The sequence below is a fragment of the Vibrio sp. 1F255 genome (assembly GCF_041439145.1).
Classification (GTDB): domain Bacteria; phylum Pseudomonadota; class Gammaproteobacteria; order Enterobacterales; family Vibrionaceae; genus Vibrio; species Vibrio crassostreae_C.
Genome location: NZ_JBGONQ010000033.1, coordinates 53,615 through 68,866 on the forward strand (window position 1 = coordinate 53,615; position 15,252 = coordinate 68,866).

The window sequence follows — 15,252 nt, forward strand, 5'->3', positions numbered from 1 at the left end:
TTTTCGTAGTCAAACTGGATTTCACATGCCCGACACAAATTTATCAATAAAACCCTCACGTTATACATTCTCGCTCATTCAAACCGTCACTGCTGTATTTATTTCCATTCTTTTACTTGTTACTTTTTTATCAATGGTTAGCATTCGGGGCGTTGAACGGGTCGGGGGACATTTTGATGCACTCTCGGAACAAGCATTACCCCTTGCTCTACATAACGCCGAATTAACGCAAAGCGTATTAGAACAAGTAAAACTTATCACTTACAGCACCCAATCAACCGACTTAGATACACTGAATGCCACAAGGGGCTCAATTGACCAACTCGCGACAGAGAGCAATACCACGCTAGAGGAACTTCTTTTTATTTCCCAATCTTTTCCTGATGCGATCTCTTTAGAGCAACAACAAATCCTTGTCGATGACATGGCGCAACTGCAAGCTATGACCAACACGGTACTGCTGGCGCAGATTGAGATTCAAAGTAAGCAAAATCTGATCGACAGTAAAATGGGCGAGTTCCGTTATGGCGTTGGATCTATCGGACCAGAAATGAATCGAATCAGCTCATTCTTGGTTGAAGACAACCCAGAAGCGAGCGATGCAGCGAACCGATTCACATCCAGTGCGTCTGCTATGGCGAACACCTTCTTGATGTTGATGATGCAACCTGACATTGATAAAGCACAAGACGAATACCGTCAATTGAGAAACCGAATCGCAGGCCTTAACTTGGCTTACAGCGATTTTGCCGATTGGCATCCAGACATCGTTGAGTTCGCGAGCTTGACGGCGCCTTACGAGATGGTGAAAGAAGGCTTTACCGAAGAAGGCGTGATCAAACAGATCCTCTTGAAACTCGAACTTGTTCAGCAGCAAGAGCAGAACTTAACGCAAGTCATTAACTTAGCGAACACCGTCATTAGCACATTGAATCAGCTGTCTTCCACCGCTTCCCACCTGATTGATGAAAGTGAACTGGTTGTAAATCAAACCATTACCAATATTGATCGTGTGTTGTTTATCAGCGGGCTAGTGATTGCCGTAATCATTGTGATTTCATGGTTCGTGTTACGCCGTTGGATGAATAAAGGGCTTAAAAACATAACTCAACAGTTGAGTTCACTGGCAGATCATGACTTCTCTAAACAGAGTGAATTACTGGGGCCGCTAGAGCTGCAAGTTATTACTTCAAAACTCAATACGGTCGTTGATTCAACCGCAGATTCGGTTCGTTTAGTAACGCGCAACTGTGAGACGCTTTATCAAACGGCAGAAGTAAGCCACTACGCTGCAGAGCAAACCAATTCGAGCTTGAACGAGCAGAACGAATCACTTCAGAATATGATCACCACCATTACGGAGCTGGAAGCATCGATTGGTGAGATTGCTCGTATCTCTAACGCATCGAACGACGATGCTCAAATAGCAGAAGATGAGTCAGTGAATGGCAGCCACGTGGTTGGCCTTAACCAACAACGATTACAAGCGCTTGAGCACTCTCTTAGCATGAGTGAAGAGTCGATGGCTGACTTGGATGGTCGAGTGAAACAGATTCGTGAAATGGTCGACATGATCAGTGGTATCGCTGAAAACACCAACTTATTGGCACTGAACGCTGCGATAGAAGCGGCGCGAGCAGGTGAACAAGGTCGAGGTTTTGCGGTAGTTGCAGACGAAGTGCGTAAATTGGCGAGCGGCACATCCCAGCAAACCACCAATATTCGTAGCATGATGAACGAACTAGTAGCGGCAGCCGATCGCTCACGTGCTTCTGTAACGGAATCGAGAAGTGAGATGGCCAATGCACTGGAAACCAGTGGCGATGTAAGACAAGCCTTCGAGAAAATCGAATTTGCGGTTAGCCAGATCAAAGGGCGTGTTGAGCAAATCATGGTGGCTACCGAAGAACAAGCTCGTGCAACTGTCGATGTTACCCATTCAATCACTCGAGTATCTGAGCAGGGCGAGAATACTAAGCTGCAACTTGAATCTATGATCGAGAGTTCAGAGCAAGTCGGAGAGATAGCAGGGCACCAACAAGCCATGCTTCATAAGTACGTATTGAAGTAAGTGTGTCAACGTCGTCCGGAAGTGGGAATTGCCGCTGAAAGGTGAGAAGCTACGCATATAAAAATGGTGCAATCTCTTATGAGTTTGCGCCATTTTTTATTATTTTCTTGAGGCGTTAGGTCTTGTCTTTCGAATGAGGGAAGGAAGCGAATGGTTGGCGTAACATCAAGTCGAGCCTTTGTTCTTTTCCGTCTCGTATTTCTGGTACACCGATGCTTACCTTATCGTGACCAAGCTTGGGTTGAGCACGATACGTTTTAAACCAGATATCCCAAACTGATAAGAAGAACCCAAAGTTAGAGTGGGTCTCTTTGACGATCACTGAATGGTGCACTCGATGCATATCTGGCGTGACAATCACTTTACGAAGCTGCTTGTCGAACCATAAAGGTAAACGACCGTTGCTGTGATTGAACATAGCACTCACATTAAGCACAACCTCGAATATCACAACCGCTAGTGCGGGCACACCCAATACGAAAATCAACGCGACTTTAATTAACATAGATAAAATCATCTCGATGGGGTGGAAGCGGGTACCAGTTGTGACATCGATATCTAAATCGGCATGATGGACGCGATGAAGTTTCCACAGGACAGGGATACGGTGGAAGACTAAATGTTGAGTGTAAATGGCAAGATCTAATAACACGACACAAAGGAACACGGTGATTTCAAAGGGTAGGCGAATGTTATTGAACAGACCCCATTGATTTTGTTCCGCAATCAGTGCCGCTTGAAATGCCGCAACAGGTATTAATGTCGCCAATAAAACACTGTTAAGCGCCATTAATGAGAAGTTATTTCCCCAACGAAACCATTTATTTTGAGTCAACGTTTTTCTTGGCGCACGATATTCCCACAACGCACACAAAACAAAAGCGCTAATAAAGAAAACAAGGCGAAGCAGTGATGGGTCTTGCATGGGAATTCCTTCTATCATTCTAGGGACACTGTAAGTACAATCGTGCCACTTTTCTAGATTTATCGTTATTGTCCATGAGAATCCACGCTTTTCACCGTTTATATCAACACCGTTTGTCTCTTTCTACCAAGCCGTTTAACGCGCGCGGGTGTAAAGTGGTTCGATGTCAGTTCTGTAAAATCAAACAAGACAGCTGTATCTGTGAACATCAACCAGACGTAAATACGAACGTCGCGACCATGTTGATCTTATCGGACAACGAAATACTCAAACCAAGTAATACCGGCCGTTTAATCCTTGATACCGTTAAAGACAGCTATGCCTACCTTTGGCACCGCACTGAACCGAATCAAGAGATGCTTGATGTGCTGAAAGACGATAAATATCAGCCAGTCGTGGTCTTTCCTGAAGATTATACCGATGACAAATCGCGTGTGGTTGCTGACCTTGGTGAGATGCGAGATTCGAACAAGACGTTGCTGCTGATCTTTATTGATGGTAGTTGGCGTGAAGCACGACGTATTTTCCGTCGTTCAGAGTATCTGCAAGACTTACCGGTGTTGTCGATCGAACCAGAATCGGTTTCGCAATACATGATGCGTAAGTCAGACAACGAACAACATCTCTCGACTGCAGAAGTAGCGAGCTTGGTTTTGAAACAGGCTGGTGAAGAGCTGGGCGCAAAGACTTTACAGCTGTGGTTTGAGACATTTCGTGAAAGCTACATGCTAAGTAAGACGCGTTATAAGTCCGATCCAACCAAACCAAGCCTGAACGCTTTCATAGAGCACACTAAAAATGAGACGTCACTCTAACCTTTAACCGCTTTGTGCTGACTTGTTGTTCAAACAGATTCGAACACGAGATAAGTTTGTTATCTATCACGGTTTGTAGGGGGAGTGTTATGGATAATGCTTCCTAGTTGTTTAATTTAAAAATTTTATTTGCCCGAATTTAGGGAAAAATTGGAGAGATTTCATGTATTACGGCTTTGATGTTGGCGGCACAAAAATTGAGTTTGGTGCGTTCAATGAAAAACTTGAGCGAGTAGCAACCGAACGCGTACCAACGCCTACTGAAGATTATCAACTGCTACTTGATACGATTGCCGGTTTGGTAAAAAAATACGATAGCGAATTCTCTTGCGAAGGCAAAATTGGCCTTGGTCTTCCAGGCATGGAAGATGCGGACGACGGCACTATGCTTGTTGTTAACGTACCGGCTTCAACAGGTAAGCCATTACGCAAAGACTTAGAAGCGCTGATTGGTCGTAGTGTTAAAATCGAGAACGATGCGAACTGTTTTGCGCTGTCTGAAGCGTGGGATGATGAATTGAAAGATGAACCATCAGTAGCTGGCCTAATTCTAGGTACTGGTTTTGGTGGTGGTTTGGTTTTTGATGGCAAAGTATTTTCAGGACGTAACCACGTTGCTGGCGAGCTCGGCCATATGCGTCTTCCTATTGATGCATGGTTCCACCTTGGCGACAACGCACCGTTACTAGGCTGTGGTTGTGGCAAGAAAGGTTGTTTAGACAGCTACCTATCTGGTCGCGGCTTTGAACTGATTTATGAGCACTACTTCGGTGAGAAAAAGAAAGCGATTGAAATCATCCAAGCGTACAACGAAGGCGAAGCAAAAGCAGCTGAGCACGTTGACCGTTTCATGGAACTATTGGCTATCTGTTTCGCGAACCTGTTTACCGGTCTTGATCCACACGTAGTTGCATTGGGTGGCGGTCTTTCAAACTTCGAACTTATCTACGAAGAGATGCCAAAGCGTATCCCTAAATACCTACTGTCTGTAGCGAAATGTCCAAAGATCATCAAAGCGAAGCACGGTGATTCAGGCGGCGTTCGTGGCGCTGCATTCCTTAACATTAAGTAATCGTGACTTAAGTTAAGCTAGCTAAGGTTAGATAGTTAAAAGCACAAATAAAAATGCCGCAATCTCTTTCGAGGTTGCGGCATTTTTTATTGTTCGGTGCTTTCGTTTCTTTAGCTGTTAGCTGTTAGCTGTTAACTACAAACGAAAAGCTAGAAACGACATATCAAGAAAAGAGCCAAGAGGGCTTACTTCTTCTTTTTACCAACACCAAGATTGTCTTTTTGCTTCAACGTAAGCTTAGTAAAGCCAAGCTTGCGGAAGTAGTTGTCTTGGTAGTTGCGAACCGCTTTAGTATCAGAAATCAACTCAAGCTGTTGCTCAGTTTTTAGATACTCAGAGATATCGATGCCTTCAGCTGCAGCAACAGCTTCTTGGATCGTGCGGTGTTCTTGTTTTGAAAACAGTAACTCTTTGTCTTCGTCTTTGTAAGTGTACAGAATGGTACGAGCCATGGTGCTCTCCAATAGAATTATTACTTTGCGCGCACTCTACATAAAAAGCGTACGTGGCTCAAGGTTATGATAAAAAATCTTAAGATTATCGTTCTTCAGGCTTATCGTTATTTAAGCTTTTCGTCTTTTAAGGAACGAACAGGTTGTCTTTTACAAAACGAACAGAAAAGAAAGCCCCATAACATCGAAAGCTCGATAGAAGGGGCTTCATCTATGTTTTGGCAAAGAGCTTCTAAGTCAATTAAAAAGCGGCCAAGTCAATTTAGGTGTTTGAGCTTTGAATCAAACGCGACCTTGTAGCGGAATGATCGTCACTGTTTCGCCAACCTTCACGGTATCAACCGCCGGCGAGATTTCGATTAAGCAGTTCGCTTCGCTCATTGAACGCAGAATACCTGAACCTTGCTTACCCGTCGTTTTCACTTCAAGCACACCCGATTCATTCATCGAGAACACACCACGGCTGAACTCGGTACGACCTTGGCGTGAACGCAATTGTTCAGTTGCTACAGCATTTGCTTTCACTGGCGTCCAGTTCGTTTGACCTTGAAGCTTGCGGATCGCAGGCTCAACAAAGTTAATGAACGACACCATTACTGCAACTGGGTTACCCGGCAAACCAAAGAACGGTTTGTTTTCAATTTTACCGTAAGCCAGTGGGCGACCTGGACGCATGTTGATACGCCAGAAGTTGATTTGACCGAGCTTATCCAACGCAAGCTTGATGTAATCCGCATCACCAACAGACACACCACCAGAAGTCAAAACCATATCGGTTTCAAGCGACGCAGAATGCAGCACATCCATCATCTTCTGCTCATCATCTTCAATGATGCCGTAATCGACGATGTCACAGCCGAGCTTTTGAAGCATGCCGATAATAGTAAAACGATTTGAGTCATAGATAGAGTTTGGTTTTTGCTCGTGACCCGGCGCTTGAACTTCATCACCCGTAGAGAACACACCCACTTTCACTTTACGCAGAACAGGGCAGGTACCAAAACCTAACGACGCCATCATGCCCATTTCTGGCGCTTCAATGCGTGTGCCACGTGTAAAGACAGGTTGGCCGATTTCTAAATCTTCACCTGCCATACGGACATTTTGTCCAACCGAGATTTTAGCATCAGGGAAGCTAACTTTATCGCCATCTTGGACGGCTTGTTCACGCATCACGACAACATCAACGCCTTCTGGCATTGGTGCGCCGGTCATGATTTTAACGGCTTCACCTTGTTGCACGATTTGCTCGTAGCTGTGACCCGCCATGACTTCAGCAACGATGTTGTAACTGTCCAATTCTAGATCTTCACTACGAATTGCATAACCGTCCATTGCAGAGTTGGTATTCTGAGGAACGTTGATTGGCGAAATCACATCTTCAGCCAGCACGCGGCCGTAGCCTTGCAGTAATTCAACACTCTCTGTGAGATCGAGTGCGTCAATGCTATCAACAATCTTTTGTTGGCCTTGAGTAACGGTTAAACCTGCAGGAGAGAACGAATCACAACAAACAGCTGGCGCTGCGTCTTTTGAAGGTGAGCATGACACGGCTCTGCCTGTTGTAGAGACAAGGTCAAAGGACTGCGCGTAATCGATGATGAAATCACGAATCGCTTCTAAGTCGCTGATCGCCATTTGTGGCAGCTCTGATTCAACTTGGTTGTCTGCCGCGATAGCAATAATGTTGTTATCGTTTGGATATAACCAAGGTTTGCCCACTTCATCTCGGTGCAGTTCAATTTTAGGGAAGGCGATGTTCTTACAGCCTTCAACCAAAATCAGATCAAGCGTGTTGGTATCAAATCGAGTCAGCAGGTAATAAAAATCTGCTTCGGCTTCTGGTGTTTCTGTCATCATCACGTGACGATTACGAGAAGCAATCAACATTTGGTTCGCGCCCGCTTTACGTAAGCGGTAACTGTCTTTACCCGGCTTATCGACATCAAAATCGTGGTGAGCATGTTTTAACACGCCAACTTTTAAACCCGCATCAGTCAACAGAGGAAGCAGGGCTTCAAGTACGGTCGTTTTGCCTGTACCGCTATAAGCAGCAAAGCCCAATAAAGGAAGGTTAGGGCGTTGTTTAGAATCTTTCATTATTGAAGCGTTCCGAATTGGGTGAGTTCTTCTGGCGTGTTGAGATTAACAAAGCAGTTAGGAGAATCGCTGAAATCAACGTATTCGGTAACACACTCTTTGTATAGCAAGATGATTTTACGATCACCACGTTCCAAAAACGCTTCTAACTTTGGTAGAACACGTTTGTGGAATAGGGTGAATACAGGTTGCTTAAATTCGCCATCATGCGCGACAAGAATGTCGCTGTCTTCTTTAACTGCAGAACAAAAACGCTCAACAAGGTCGTCACTGATTTGTGGGCTGTCGCAAGGGACAAAACCAACCCAGTCTGTGCTCGCGTTTTTAAGGCCAGCATGAATGCCACCCAACGGACCTGGGTAGTCAGGGAAAGAATCGGAAACAACCGGAGCAAATGCTTGGTAGCTGTCTAAGTTACGATTGGCATTGATAGTGATGCTGACATCTTGTTGTGACAGCTTGTTTATAACGTATTGAATAAGCGGAGAACCGTTGAGCTCAACGAGTCCTTTATCTTTTCCGCCCATACGGCTGGCCTGCCCGCCAGCCAAAATAACCCAACTAGTTTGCGTTGGAAGCAGCATAAATATTCTCTTGTGCTTTATCTTTCTTAATAACTTGAAAAAGCGGGGATTCGGTCAAAGTATTGTCTTTGATCCACCATTGCTTCTTACATAAGTCGGTTAACGCGTTAGTTTGGTGACTAGTGATGACTAAACTCGCGCCTCTTTGAAGAAGATCTTCGGCCATTATCACCAATCTTTCAATAGATTCTTTGTCTAAAGAGGCACTTGGTTCATCCATAAGCAAGATTGACGGCTTAAGAATCCAGGCTCGTGCCATTGCAACGCGTTGACGCTCACCACCAGACAACACAGAAATGTGTTCATCTGCCAAGGTTTCTAAACCTACCATTCTCAATGCATTAATTATTTGAGCTCGCTTATCTTTTTGGCTCTCTTTGTTAAAGCGAATGCCATAAGCGACATTTTGGTACACCGAACCATCAAAAAGATAGGGGGTTTGATGCAGGTAGATAATGTCTTTGAACTTGAGCCTAGGGAATAAGATCTGCTGCCAGCTTTGTGTCGGAGACTGAATGCGGCCAGAGCTGGGCTGAATCAATCCAGACAATATTTTAAGTAGGGTCGTTTTACCCACACCATTATCTCCTTTGAGATAAATGGCATCGTTGGGGCCGATCGACAATTCGGGAATATGGAACAAAACACGCTCTTTGTAGCGCATTGAAATTTGCTGCGTTGTTATTTTTATACTCATGACAGCGTTCCTAAGTTCTTAAATAGCCTTTTCCTCTCACACTGGAAAGGAAAAAGTTAAGGGCTAATGCCAATGCTAATAACACCATACCGAGGGCGACGCCTTGAGCGAATGCGCCTTTGTGGCTTTCCATAGCGATAGCTGTTGGGATGTTTCTTGTCATCCCCATAATGTTGCCACCGACCATCATTGAACAACCAACCTCAGTGACGATACGAGAGAAGGCAGCGATAGTTGCAGCTAAAAGAGGGAAGCGCGTTTCCCAAATTAACGTACACGCCACACGAGTCGTTGATACGCCAAGCGTGCGCGCGGTTTCTACCGCTCGGCGGTCACTGGCCTGCAGAGCGCCATGCATCATCGCAACTAGGATTGGGAAACAGATCAGCATCTGACCTAGAATCATCGCCTTTTGGGTGAACAGTAATTCCCAATCACCTAACGGGCCAGAGCGAGAGAGCATCATGTACATCAACAAACCGATAACCACGGTTGGGATAGCTTGCAGGGTGTTGATCACCGATAACAATGCCCACTTCCCGGGGAACTCGGTATAAGCCAATAAGAAAGCCATAAGGATTGCAGGAACAATCACTAATGAGATGGCGGACAAAGATACGCTGAAAGATACCGCGACGATTTTCCACAATTCGTGGTCAAAACTCACTAGTAGGTTCATTGCATCAATCGTTGTTTGCCATAGGGTCATGAAGTATCTCGTGTGAATCGATAATAGGTCTTTATCGGTAATGACTGATGTTAATCATAGCTGACCCAAACTATTTGAGTGTGTATTGGTCAGCGATTGCTCTTAAGCATGATTGTGTTTCTAAGCATGAATGTGTTGTTAAGCGTGAACGCTATTAAAGCGAGACAGCTTTATAGCGACCTGCTGTTAAACAAGATAGTTATTAAAGCGATATTGCTTAGGTGCTTCGTTAACTGTTTAGTTAAGCGTAGCGCTAATTGATTCGGGTTGAACCCTTAGCGCTACTTTTACTTACAGAAAACGACGGTTCACTTACAACAAACTATTCTGCGCTTGCAACAAACAGCTGTTTGCCATGCAGTTTAAAGTCGTTAATCAGTTTCTGACCTTTAGGGTTCACCAACCAATCACTGAATACTTTCGCTGCTTGATAGTTAATGCTTGGGTAGCGCTCTGGGTTAACAAGGATTACTTGGTAAGGGTTGAATAGGTTCTTGTCACCTTGGAAAAGGATTTTAAGATCCAGTTTGTTTTGGTAAGCCAACCATGTGCCACGGTCTGTCATGGTGTAGCCTTGCATCTCTGACGCCATGTTCAGAGTAGGGCCCATACCTTGACCCACACTGCGGTAACCACCAAAGTTTGGTTCAATTTTAGTTTGCGCCCAAATACCCATCTCTTTCTTATGAGTACCAGAGTCGTCGCCACGAGACACAAACGTCACGTTATTAGTCGCGATCGCTTTGAACACATCTGCCACTGCTTTTTGAGATTCAATTTTTGCAGGGTCGCTTTGTGGACCAACGATGACAAAGTCGTTATACATCAGCTTACGAGGTAAAACGCCGTAGCCTTTTTCTACGAAATTCGCTTCAGCTTTTGGTGCGTGAGTCATTACCAAATCAACATCACCATTTTCGCCCATGCGAAGTGATTTACCGGTACCCGCAGCTAGAACATCAACCTTGATACCAGAATCTTTTTCGAACTCAGGCAATAAGTAGTCAAGTAGACCAGAGTGATAAGTACTTGTGGTTGTCGCCAACTTAATATGAGTGGTGTCTTCCGCGCTGCTAGCCGTGTAACTGACGATAGATAGAGCTGCAATAGTTAGGGGAATTGCTTTCATTATTATTATGTCCATTCTGTTATAAATGAATGACATGCCTTCAATTTTAAAGGGCTCAAAGAGGGCATGTGCATAAGACGCTAATTGTTGTAATTAGAAATCTACACCTTATAAGCAATCTTAATGCCAACAAATAATGCATCAGATTTCATTAAATTGCTGTTATTTCGGACAAAACTGAGTCTTTTACCCCGTTGAAATGAATCAAAACATGAGCTAGGACAAAATGTCGCACATTGTCCCTGTTGGAGAAAAGGTTAATTGGTACACTCTGTCCCAACTTTTCTCACCGGCTAATCATTATGTCTTTACCTAGTTCATCTGCATCCAATCTCAACCCGAACACATTGACTCAGTATCAGGCCTTTTCCGTTTTGGTCGTCGATGATGAATTGGGTATGCAGGCTATCTTAAAGAAAGCACTAGGTAAGTTCTTTGGCAAGGTGTCGAGCGCAGGATCGGTTGAAGAGGCTGAAACGCTGCGTTCGAGCGAACATTTTGATCTGATTGTCCTTGATATCAACCTACCAGGCCGATCTGGCATTGAGTGGGAAGAGGCGTTTAACGACAACGACAAACGCGCCGATGTGATTTTCATGACGGGTTATGCCGATCTAGAGATGACCATATCCGCGCTTAAGCTTGGTGCTTCAGATTTTATTCTTAAGCCGTTCAACCTCGAACAGATGATACAAGCGGTTCTGCGTTGTATGGATAAGCGACTCGACCAAAGAATGCAGTACGCGTTGAAGCGTGATGTGAGTCGTCATATCAAGACTGAACTGATTGGCAATTCAGACAAGACCAAACAACTTAAATTGCTGATCAGTCAATTTGCACCGTCTCGAGCGTCCGTCTTGATAGAAGGTGAGTCGGGTACCGGCAAAGAGCTGGTTGCTCGTGGTGTACATGAAGCCAGTAAACGCACAGGTCCATTTGTGCCAATCAACTGTGGTGCGATTGCTCCAGAGCTTCTAGAAAGTGAACTGTTTGGACATACATCAGGCGCATTTACTGGTGCGAAGAAAAACCGTGAAGGTCTTTTCCGAGTCGCAAGTGGTGGCACCTTGTTCCTTGATGAAATTGGTGAAATGCCACTGCCAATGCAAGCTGCATTGCTACGCGTGTTAGAGCAAAGAACCATTCGTCCAGTCGGTAACGAAAAGGAAATTTCCGTTGACGTACGAGTGGTGGCGGCGACCAACCGAAATCTTCAAGAAGAGGTCGATAAAGGGCACTTCCGCCGCGATCTGTTCTACCGACTCAATGTACTTAAGATTGATGTGGTGCCATTGAGAGAGCGCCCGTCAGACCTGATTGAACTTGTTCCATACTTTACTCGTCTTTTATCGAGCGAGCTTGGCATGCCAGTTCCAAATTGGGCACATGAAGATATCTTGGCGTTGAACGAATACGAATGGCCGGGAAATATTCGTGAACTTAAAAACTTAGTCGAACGATGCATTCTTTTAGACAAGCCACCAGCACACTATTGGCGCGAGATTAATGGTGATCCTGTTCCCGCTAGCATTTCAGTGACGGTGTCACATGGTGCGGAAATGCCAAACTTGAATAATGCAGACGCTGCCGAGGGTTATCCAAACACTTGGACACTCAAAGAAGTAGAAAAATCTCATATAGAACAGCTGGTTAGTTTTCATGATGGCAATAAATCGGCAGCTGCAAGAGATCTTGGCGTCGCACGTAAAACGCTAGAGCGTAAGTACAAAGATTGGAACACAGAAGGCTCTGAATATGCCGATTAGACGTCGTTGGTGGTCAAAGTGGGCGTTCCGATTCAAAACCATGGTTCGCTACCGATTATTATTCCTAACATCAGCTCCGATCATTCTGACCTTGTGCGCGCTTGTGGCTATCACACTGTATTGGTCAATACGTTACACGTGGCAGGGCGCTCTGATTGATGTTGATGAACGCTTGGATGTTGCCGATAACAGTATTCACCTGATCCAAAATCAGCAAGCATACAACGTTCGTGCGTTCGCCGAGTCTTATAACTTTCGAACCAAACTCGCGAGTGATCTTTCACACGAAGAGCTAACTCGCTGGGTGTCTGAGAACAAATCTCGCTATGAGCTCGATTTTCTGCGCTGGCGCAGTGTCGAGAGCATGGAAAAGAAACTCGAATATCTAAACTTAACTCACAAGCCTTCATTTTTCAGTGTCTTAAGCCGTAATGAACTCAATTATCTCGATCGTGACCTCGCTAAAAAAGCGGAAGTTCCGATGCTCAACGGGCAAGAGGTCGAGACTCGCGGATTGGTAAGCCGAACCGTTGTATCCATCAAAGATGAACATGATCATGTGATTGGTTTTCTGGATGGTGGGATCTTACTGAATAACAGTACTCAACTTGTTGACCAAATCAGTAACCTTATCTATCCACAACGAGAAGGTTTTAATCGTCATATAGGAACGGTCACGGTTTTCCTTGATGATCTTCGTGTTAGCACCAACGTGCCTTTGAGCAGTGAAGACAGTGTAGGGCGCGCCATTGGTACACGTGTTTCTCACGAGGTTCACTCGAAAGTCTTGAATGAAGGTAAAGAGTGGCTAGATCGAGCGTATGTTTACGATGCTTGGTACATCACAGCTTACCAACCAATCCATGACCAGTTTAATAATGTGATTGGTATGCTTTACACCGGTTATTTGATTTGGCCGCTGATAGAAACGTACTTGACCAACCTTGGCGAAATTAGCATTACCATTGTGTTGCTTCTGTTGGCATCCGGTTTGATCGTTCACCGTGGCGCACGTGATCTTTTCAACCCAATCGAACGCATTCATAAAGTGGTGAAGCTAGTACAGATGGGGCAAGACAAGCGAATTGGTACGCTAGGTTTGGATGATCAACACGAACTGACACTGCTCGCTAAACAGTTCGATAAGATGTTGGATCTACTGCACGAGCGTAATCAAGAGATTCAACAAGCGGCGTCTGAACTAGAGTGCAAAGTGCATTCTCGTACCGCGAGTTTGAAAGAGAAAACTGAAGAACTTGAACTGCACATCAAGCTTCTCAATCAAGCCAGAGATAAGCTGGTGGTCAATGAAAAACTGGCCGCGTTAGGTGAATTAACGGCAGGTATTGCTCATGAGATCAATAACCCAACCGCCGTGATTCTTGGCAACGTTGAACTGATGAAGTTTGAACTGGGCGATGAAGTGAGCCGTGTAGATGAGGAAGTCCACGCGATCATGGAGCAGATTGACCGAATTCGAAATATCACACGAAGCCTGCTTCAATACAGCCGTCACGGCGGCGTACAAGACGAAATTACGTGGCAACATATCAACCCAATAGTGGATGAAAGTATTACGCTCGTAAAAACAGGTGCGAAGAAGAAAGGCATTGTGTACGTATCGCAGCTGAACGCTAAAACCTCAGTCGAGGTCAATCGAAACCAATTGCTACAGATTCTGGTTAACCTACAAATGAACGCGATTCATGCAATGGACGGTCAGGGCACGTTAACCATTTCGAGTGAAGACTGGGTTGAAAATGGTGTGTCTCATGGCGCTATCGTTCATGTTCAAGATGAAGGCTGCGGTATTAAGGAAGAACAACTGAAACGTATCTTCTCGCCTTTCTATACCACCAAACGAGATGGCACGGGCTTAGGGTTGTCAGTATCTCAGAGTATATTGAGCCAAACTGGCGGCGAGATCCGAGTTGAATCTGAGGTAGGTAAGGGAAGTTGCTTTAGTATCTATCTTCAACAGAAAGCGACACCTCAATTGCTTGTATCAAACCTATAAGTTCTAAGAACTCATTCACTGATATTATCATCTGATAATATTTCTAACGCGCTTGGGCTATTACACGAACGTTTTAGCCCAAGCACGAAAATTCTGCACTACTAATCTATCGCAAACCAAATCTCAACCTCTTTCGGTTTGACGAGCACCTCTTTTTGGCTATGTAACACAGTGCATATCTTTTGATCTTGATGCATATCATCTGAACTGTACGAAATTTTGATACCTTGACCGAAAATACATAATCAAAACAAATAATAAAGTCAGTCAGCTATGAAATTAAGTAACGCGAATAACTTAGTCAGAGATCTGCAATCAGGCGTGACTGAAATAAGCCAAGTCGTTGGTGTGATTCGTGATGTATCAGAACAAACGAACTTGTTAGCGCTCAACGCAGCAATAGAAGCGGCACGTGCAGGAGAGCAAGGCAGAGGATTCGCAGTGGTTGCTGATGAAGTTCGAAATCTTGCTAGCCGCACTCAAAATTCAACTAACGAAGTGCAATCCACGATTGAGAAACTGACTCAACAAGCAGAACGGACCTTTAAGGCAATGCAAAGCAGTAACGAGAAGGTTGATCACAGTGTTGTCGCGTCTAACGAAACCCGTCAACAACTCGATGTGATTGTGAATGAACTGCATAACGCCAATGACATGGTGGCACAAATTGCCGCAGCCTCGGAGCACCAAAGCACGGTAGCCACTGAAATGAGTGAAAGTGTTACTGGGATTCATCTCGCTGCAGATGAGGTACTCCAAGCCTCACAATCGCTCGCAGAAGACAGTCAGAAAATGGCGAACACTACAGAACACCTTACTGAGCAATTGAAATACTTTAAGGTTTAGCATCAATAGGACTATTCATAGACAGGATCTTAAGAGCTAACTTGTTTATTTAGATAGAAAAAAGGCTTA

12 protein-coding genes and 1 pseudogene are annotated in these 15,252 nt (G+C 44.7%); 6 read left to right on the top strand and 7 right to left on the bottom strand.

The genetic code is table 11. The features are described from left to right. Window positions 1-25: 25 nt before the first annotated feature. Window positions 26-2,071 carry a methyl-accepting chemotaxis protein gene (locus tag ACED41_RS17480; RefSeq protein ID WP_371725349.1) on the top strand — a complete coding sequence of 682 codons (2,046 nt, stop codon included), beginning with the start codon at window positions 26-28 and terminating at the stop codon, window positions 2,069-2,071. A gap of 115 nt (window positions 2,072-2,186) precedes the next feature. On the opposite strand, the gene ACED41_RS17485 is transcribed toward ACED41_RS17480, so the two are convergent. Beyond that, window positions 2,187-2,996 (bottom strand): sterol desaturase family protein, encoded by an 810-nt coding sequence (locus ACED41_RS17485; RefSeq protein WP_171733000.1) that lies wholly within the window; start codon window positions 2,994-2,996, stop codon window positions 2,187-2,189. Window positions 2,997-3,064: 68 nt separating this feature from the next. On the opposite strand from ACED41_RS17485, the gene ACED41_RS17490 reads away from it, so the two are divergent. Next, window positions 3,065-3,811, top strand: a complete 747-nt coding sequence (locus ACED41_RS17490; RefSeq protein WP_371725350.1) for a tRNA-uridine aminocarboxypropyltransferase — start codon at window positions 3,065-3,067, stop codon at window positions 3,809-3,811. A gap of 163 nt (window positions 3,812-3,974) precedes the next feature. Beyond that, the gene (nagK, locus tag ACED41_RS17495) at window positions 3,975-4,883 is read left to right on the top strand and encodes an N-acetylglucosamine kinase (RefSeq protein WP_229647971.1); all 909 of its coding nucleotides are present in this window, start codon (window positions 3,975-3,977) and stop codon (window positions 4,881-4,883) included. Between the two features lie 185 nt (window positions 4,884-5,068). Here nagK and ACED41_RS17500 read toward each other — a convergent pair whose 3' ends face one another. The 6 genes from ACED41_RS17500 to ACED41_RS17525 all read right to left on the bottom strand — a co-directional run bounded on the left by ACED41_RS17500 (window position 5,069) and on the right by ACED41_RS17525 (window position 10,554). Then, window positions 5,069-5,335: a DUF2960 family protein gene (locus ACED41_RS17500; protein ID WP_017063882.1), complete on the bottom strand. Its 267-nt coding sequence runs from the start codon at window positions 5,333-5,335 to the stop codon at window positions 5,069-5,071. 282 nt (window positions 5,336-5,617) lie between these two features. Next, complete coding sequence (locus ACED41_RS17505; RefSeq protein ID WP_371725351.1) at window positions 5,618-7,435, bottom strand: bifunctional molybdopterin-guanine dinucleotide biosynthesis adaptor protein MobB/molybdopterin molybdotransferase MoeA; 1,818 nt, start codon at window positions 7,433-7,435, stop codon at window positions 5,618-5,620. After that, window positions 7,435-8,019: a molybdenum cofactor guanylyltransferase MobA gene (gene mobA, locus ACED41_RS17510; protein ID WP_004733776.1), complete on the bottom strand. Its 585-nt coding sequence runs from the start codon at window positions 8,017-8,019 to the stop codon at window positions 7,435-7,437. The genes ACED41_RS17505 and mobA overlap by 1 nt, the downstream gene beginning before the upstream one ends. After that, a complete protein-coding gene (locus tag ACED41_RS17515) occupies window positions 7,997-8,716 on the bottom strand; it encodes an energy-coupling factor ABC transporter ATP-binding protein (protein ID WP_371725352.1) in 720 nt (239 codons plus the stop codon). Before ACED41_RS17515 ends, mobA begins: the two co-directional genes overlap by 23 nt. Window positions 8,717-8,726: 10 nt before the next feature. Then, entirely contained in the window at window positions 8,727-9,425 is a 699-nt protein-coding gene (locus tag ACED41_RS17520; protein ID WP_017068184.1) for an ABC transporter permease, read from the bottom strand. A 322-nt stretch (window positions 9,426-9,747) separates the two neighbouring features. Further along, complete coding sequence (locus ACED41_RS17525) at window positions 9,748-10,554, bottom strand: substrate-binding domain-containing protein (RefSeq protein WP_017059611.1); 807 nt, start codon at window positions 10,552-10,554, stop codon at window positions 9,748-9,750. A gap of 302 nt (window positions 10,555-10,856) precedes the next feature. On the opposite strand from ACED41_RS17525, the gene ACED41_RS17530 reads away from it, so the two are divergent. The 3 genes and pseudogenes from ACED41_RS17530 to ACED41_RS17540 all read left to right on the top strand — a co-directional run. Further along, window positions 10,857-12,320, top strand: coding sequence for a sigma-54 dependent transcriptional regulator (locus tag ACED41_RS17530; RefSeq protein WP_065584417.1), 1,464 nt, complete (start codon window positions 10,857-10,859; stop codon window positions 12,318-12,320). Further along, the gene (locus tag ACED41_RS17535; RefSeq protein ID WP_102333335.1) at window positions 12,310-14,337 is read left to right on the top strand and encodes a cache domain-containing protein; all 2,028 of its coding nucleotides are present in this window, start codon (window positions 12,310-12,312) and stop codon (window positions 14,335-14,337) included. Before ACED41_RS17530 ends, ACED41_RS17535 begins: the two co-directional genes overlap by 11 nt. A 282-nt stretch (window positions 14,338-14,619) precedes the next feature. Further along, a pseudogene (locus ACED41_RS17540) lies at window positions 14,620-15,183 on the top strand (methyl-accepting chemotaxis protein); the annotation flags it as partial. Between the last annotated feature and the right edge of the window lie 69 nt (window positions 15,184-15,252).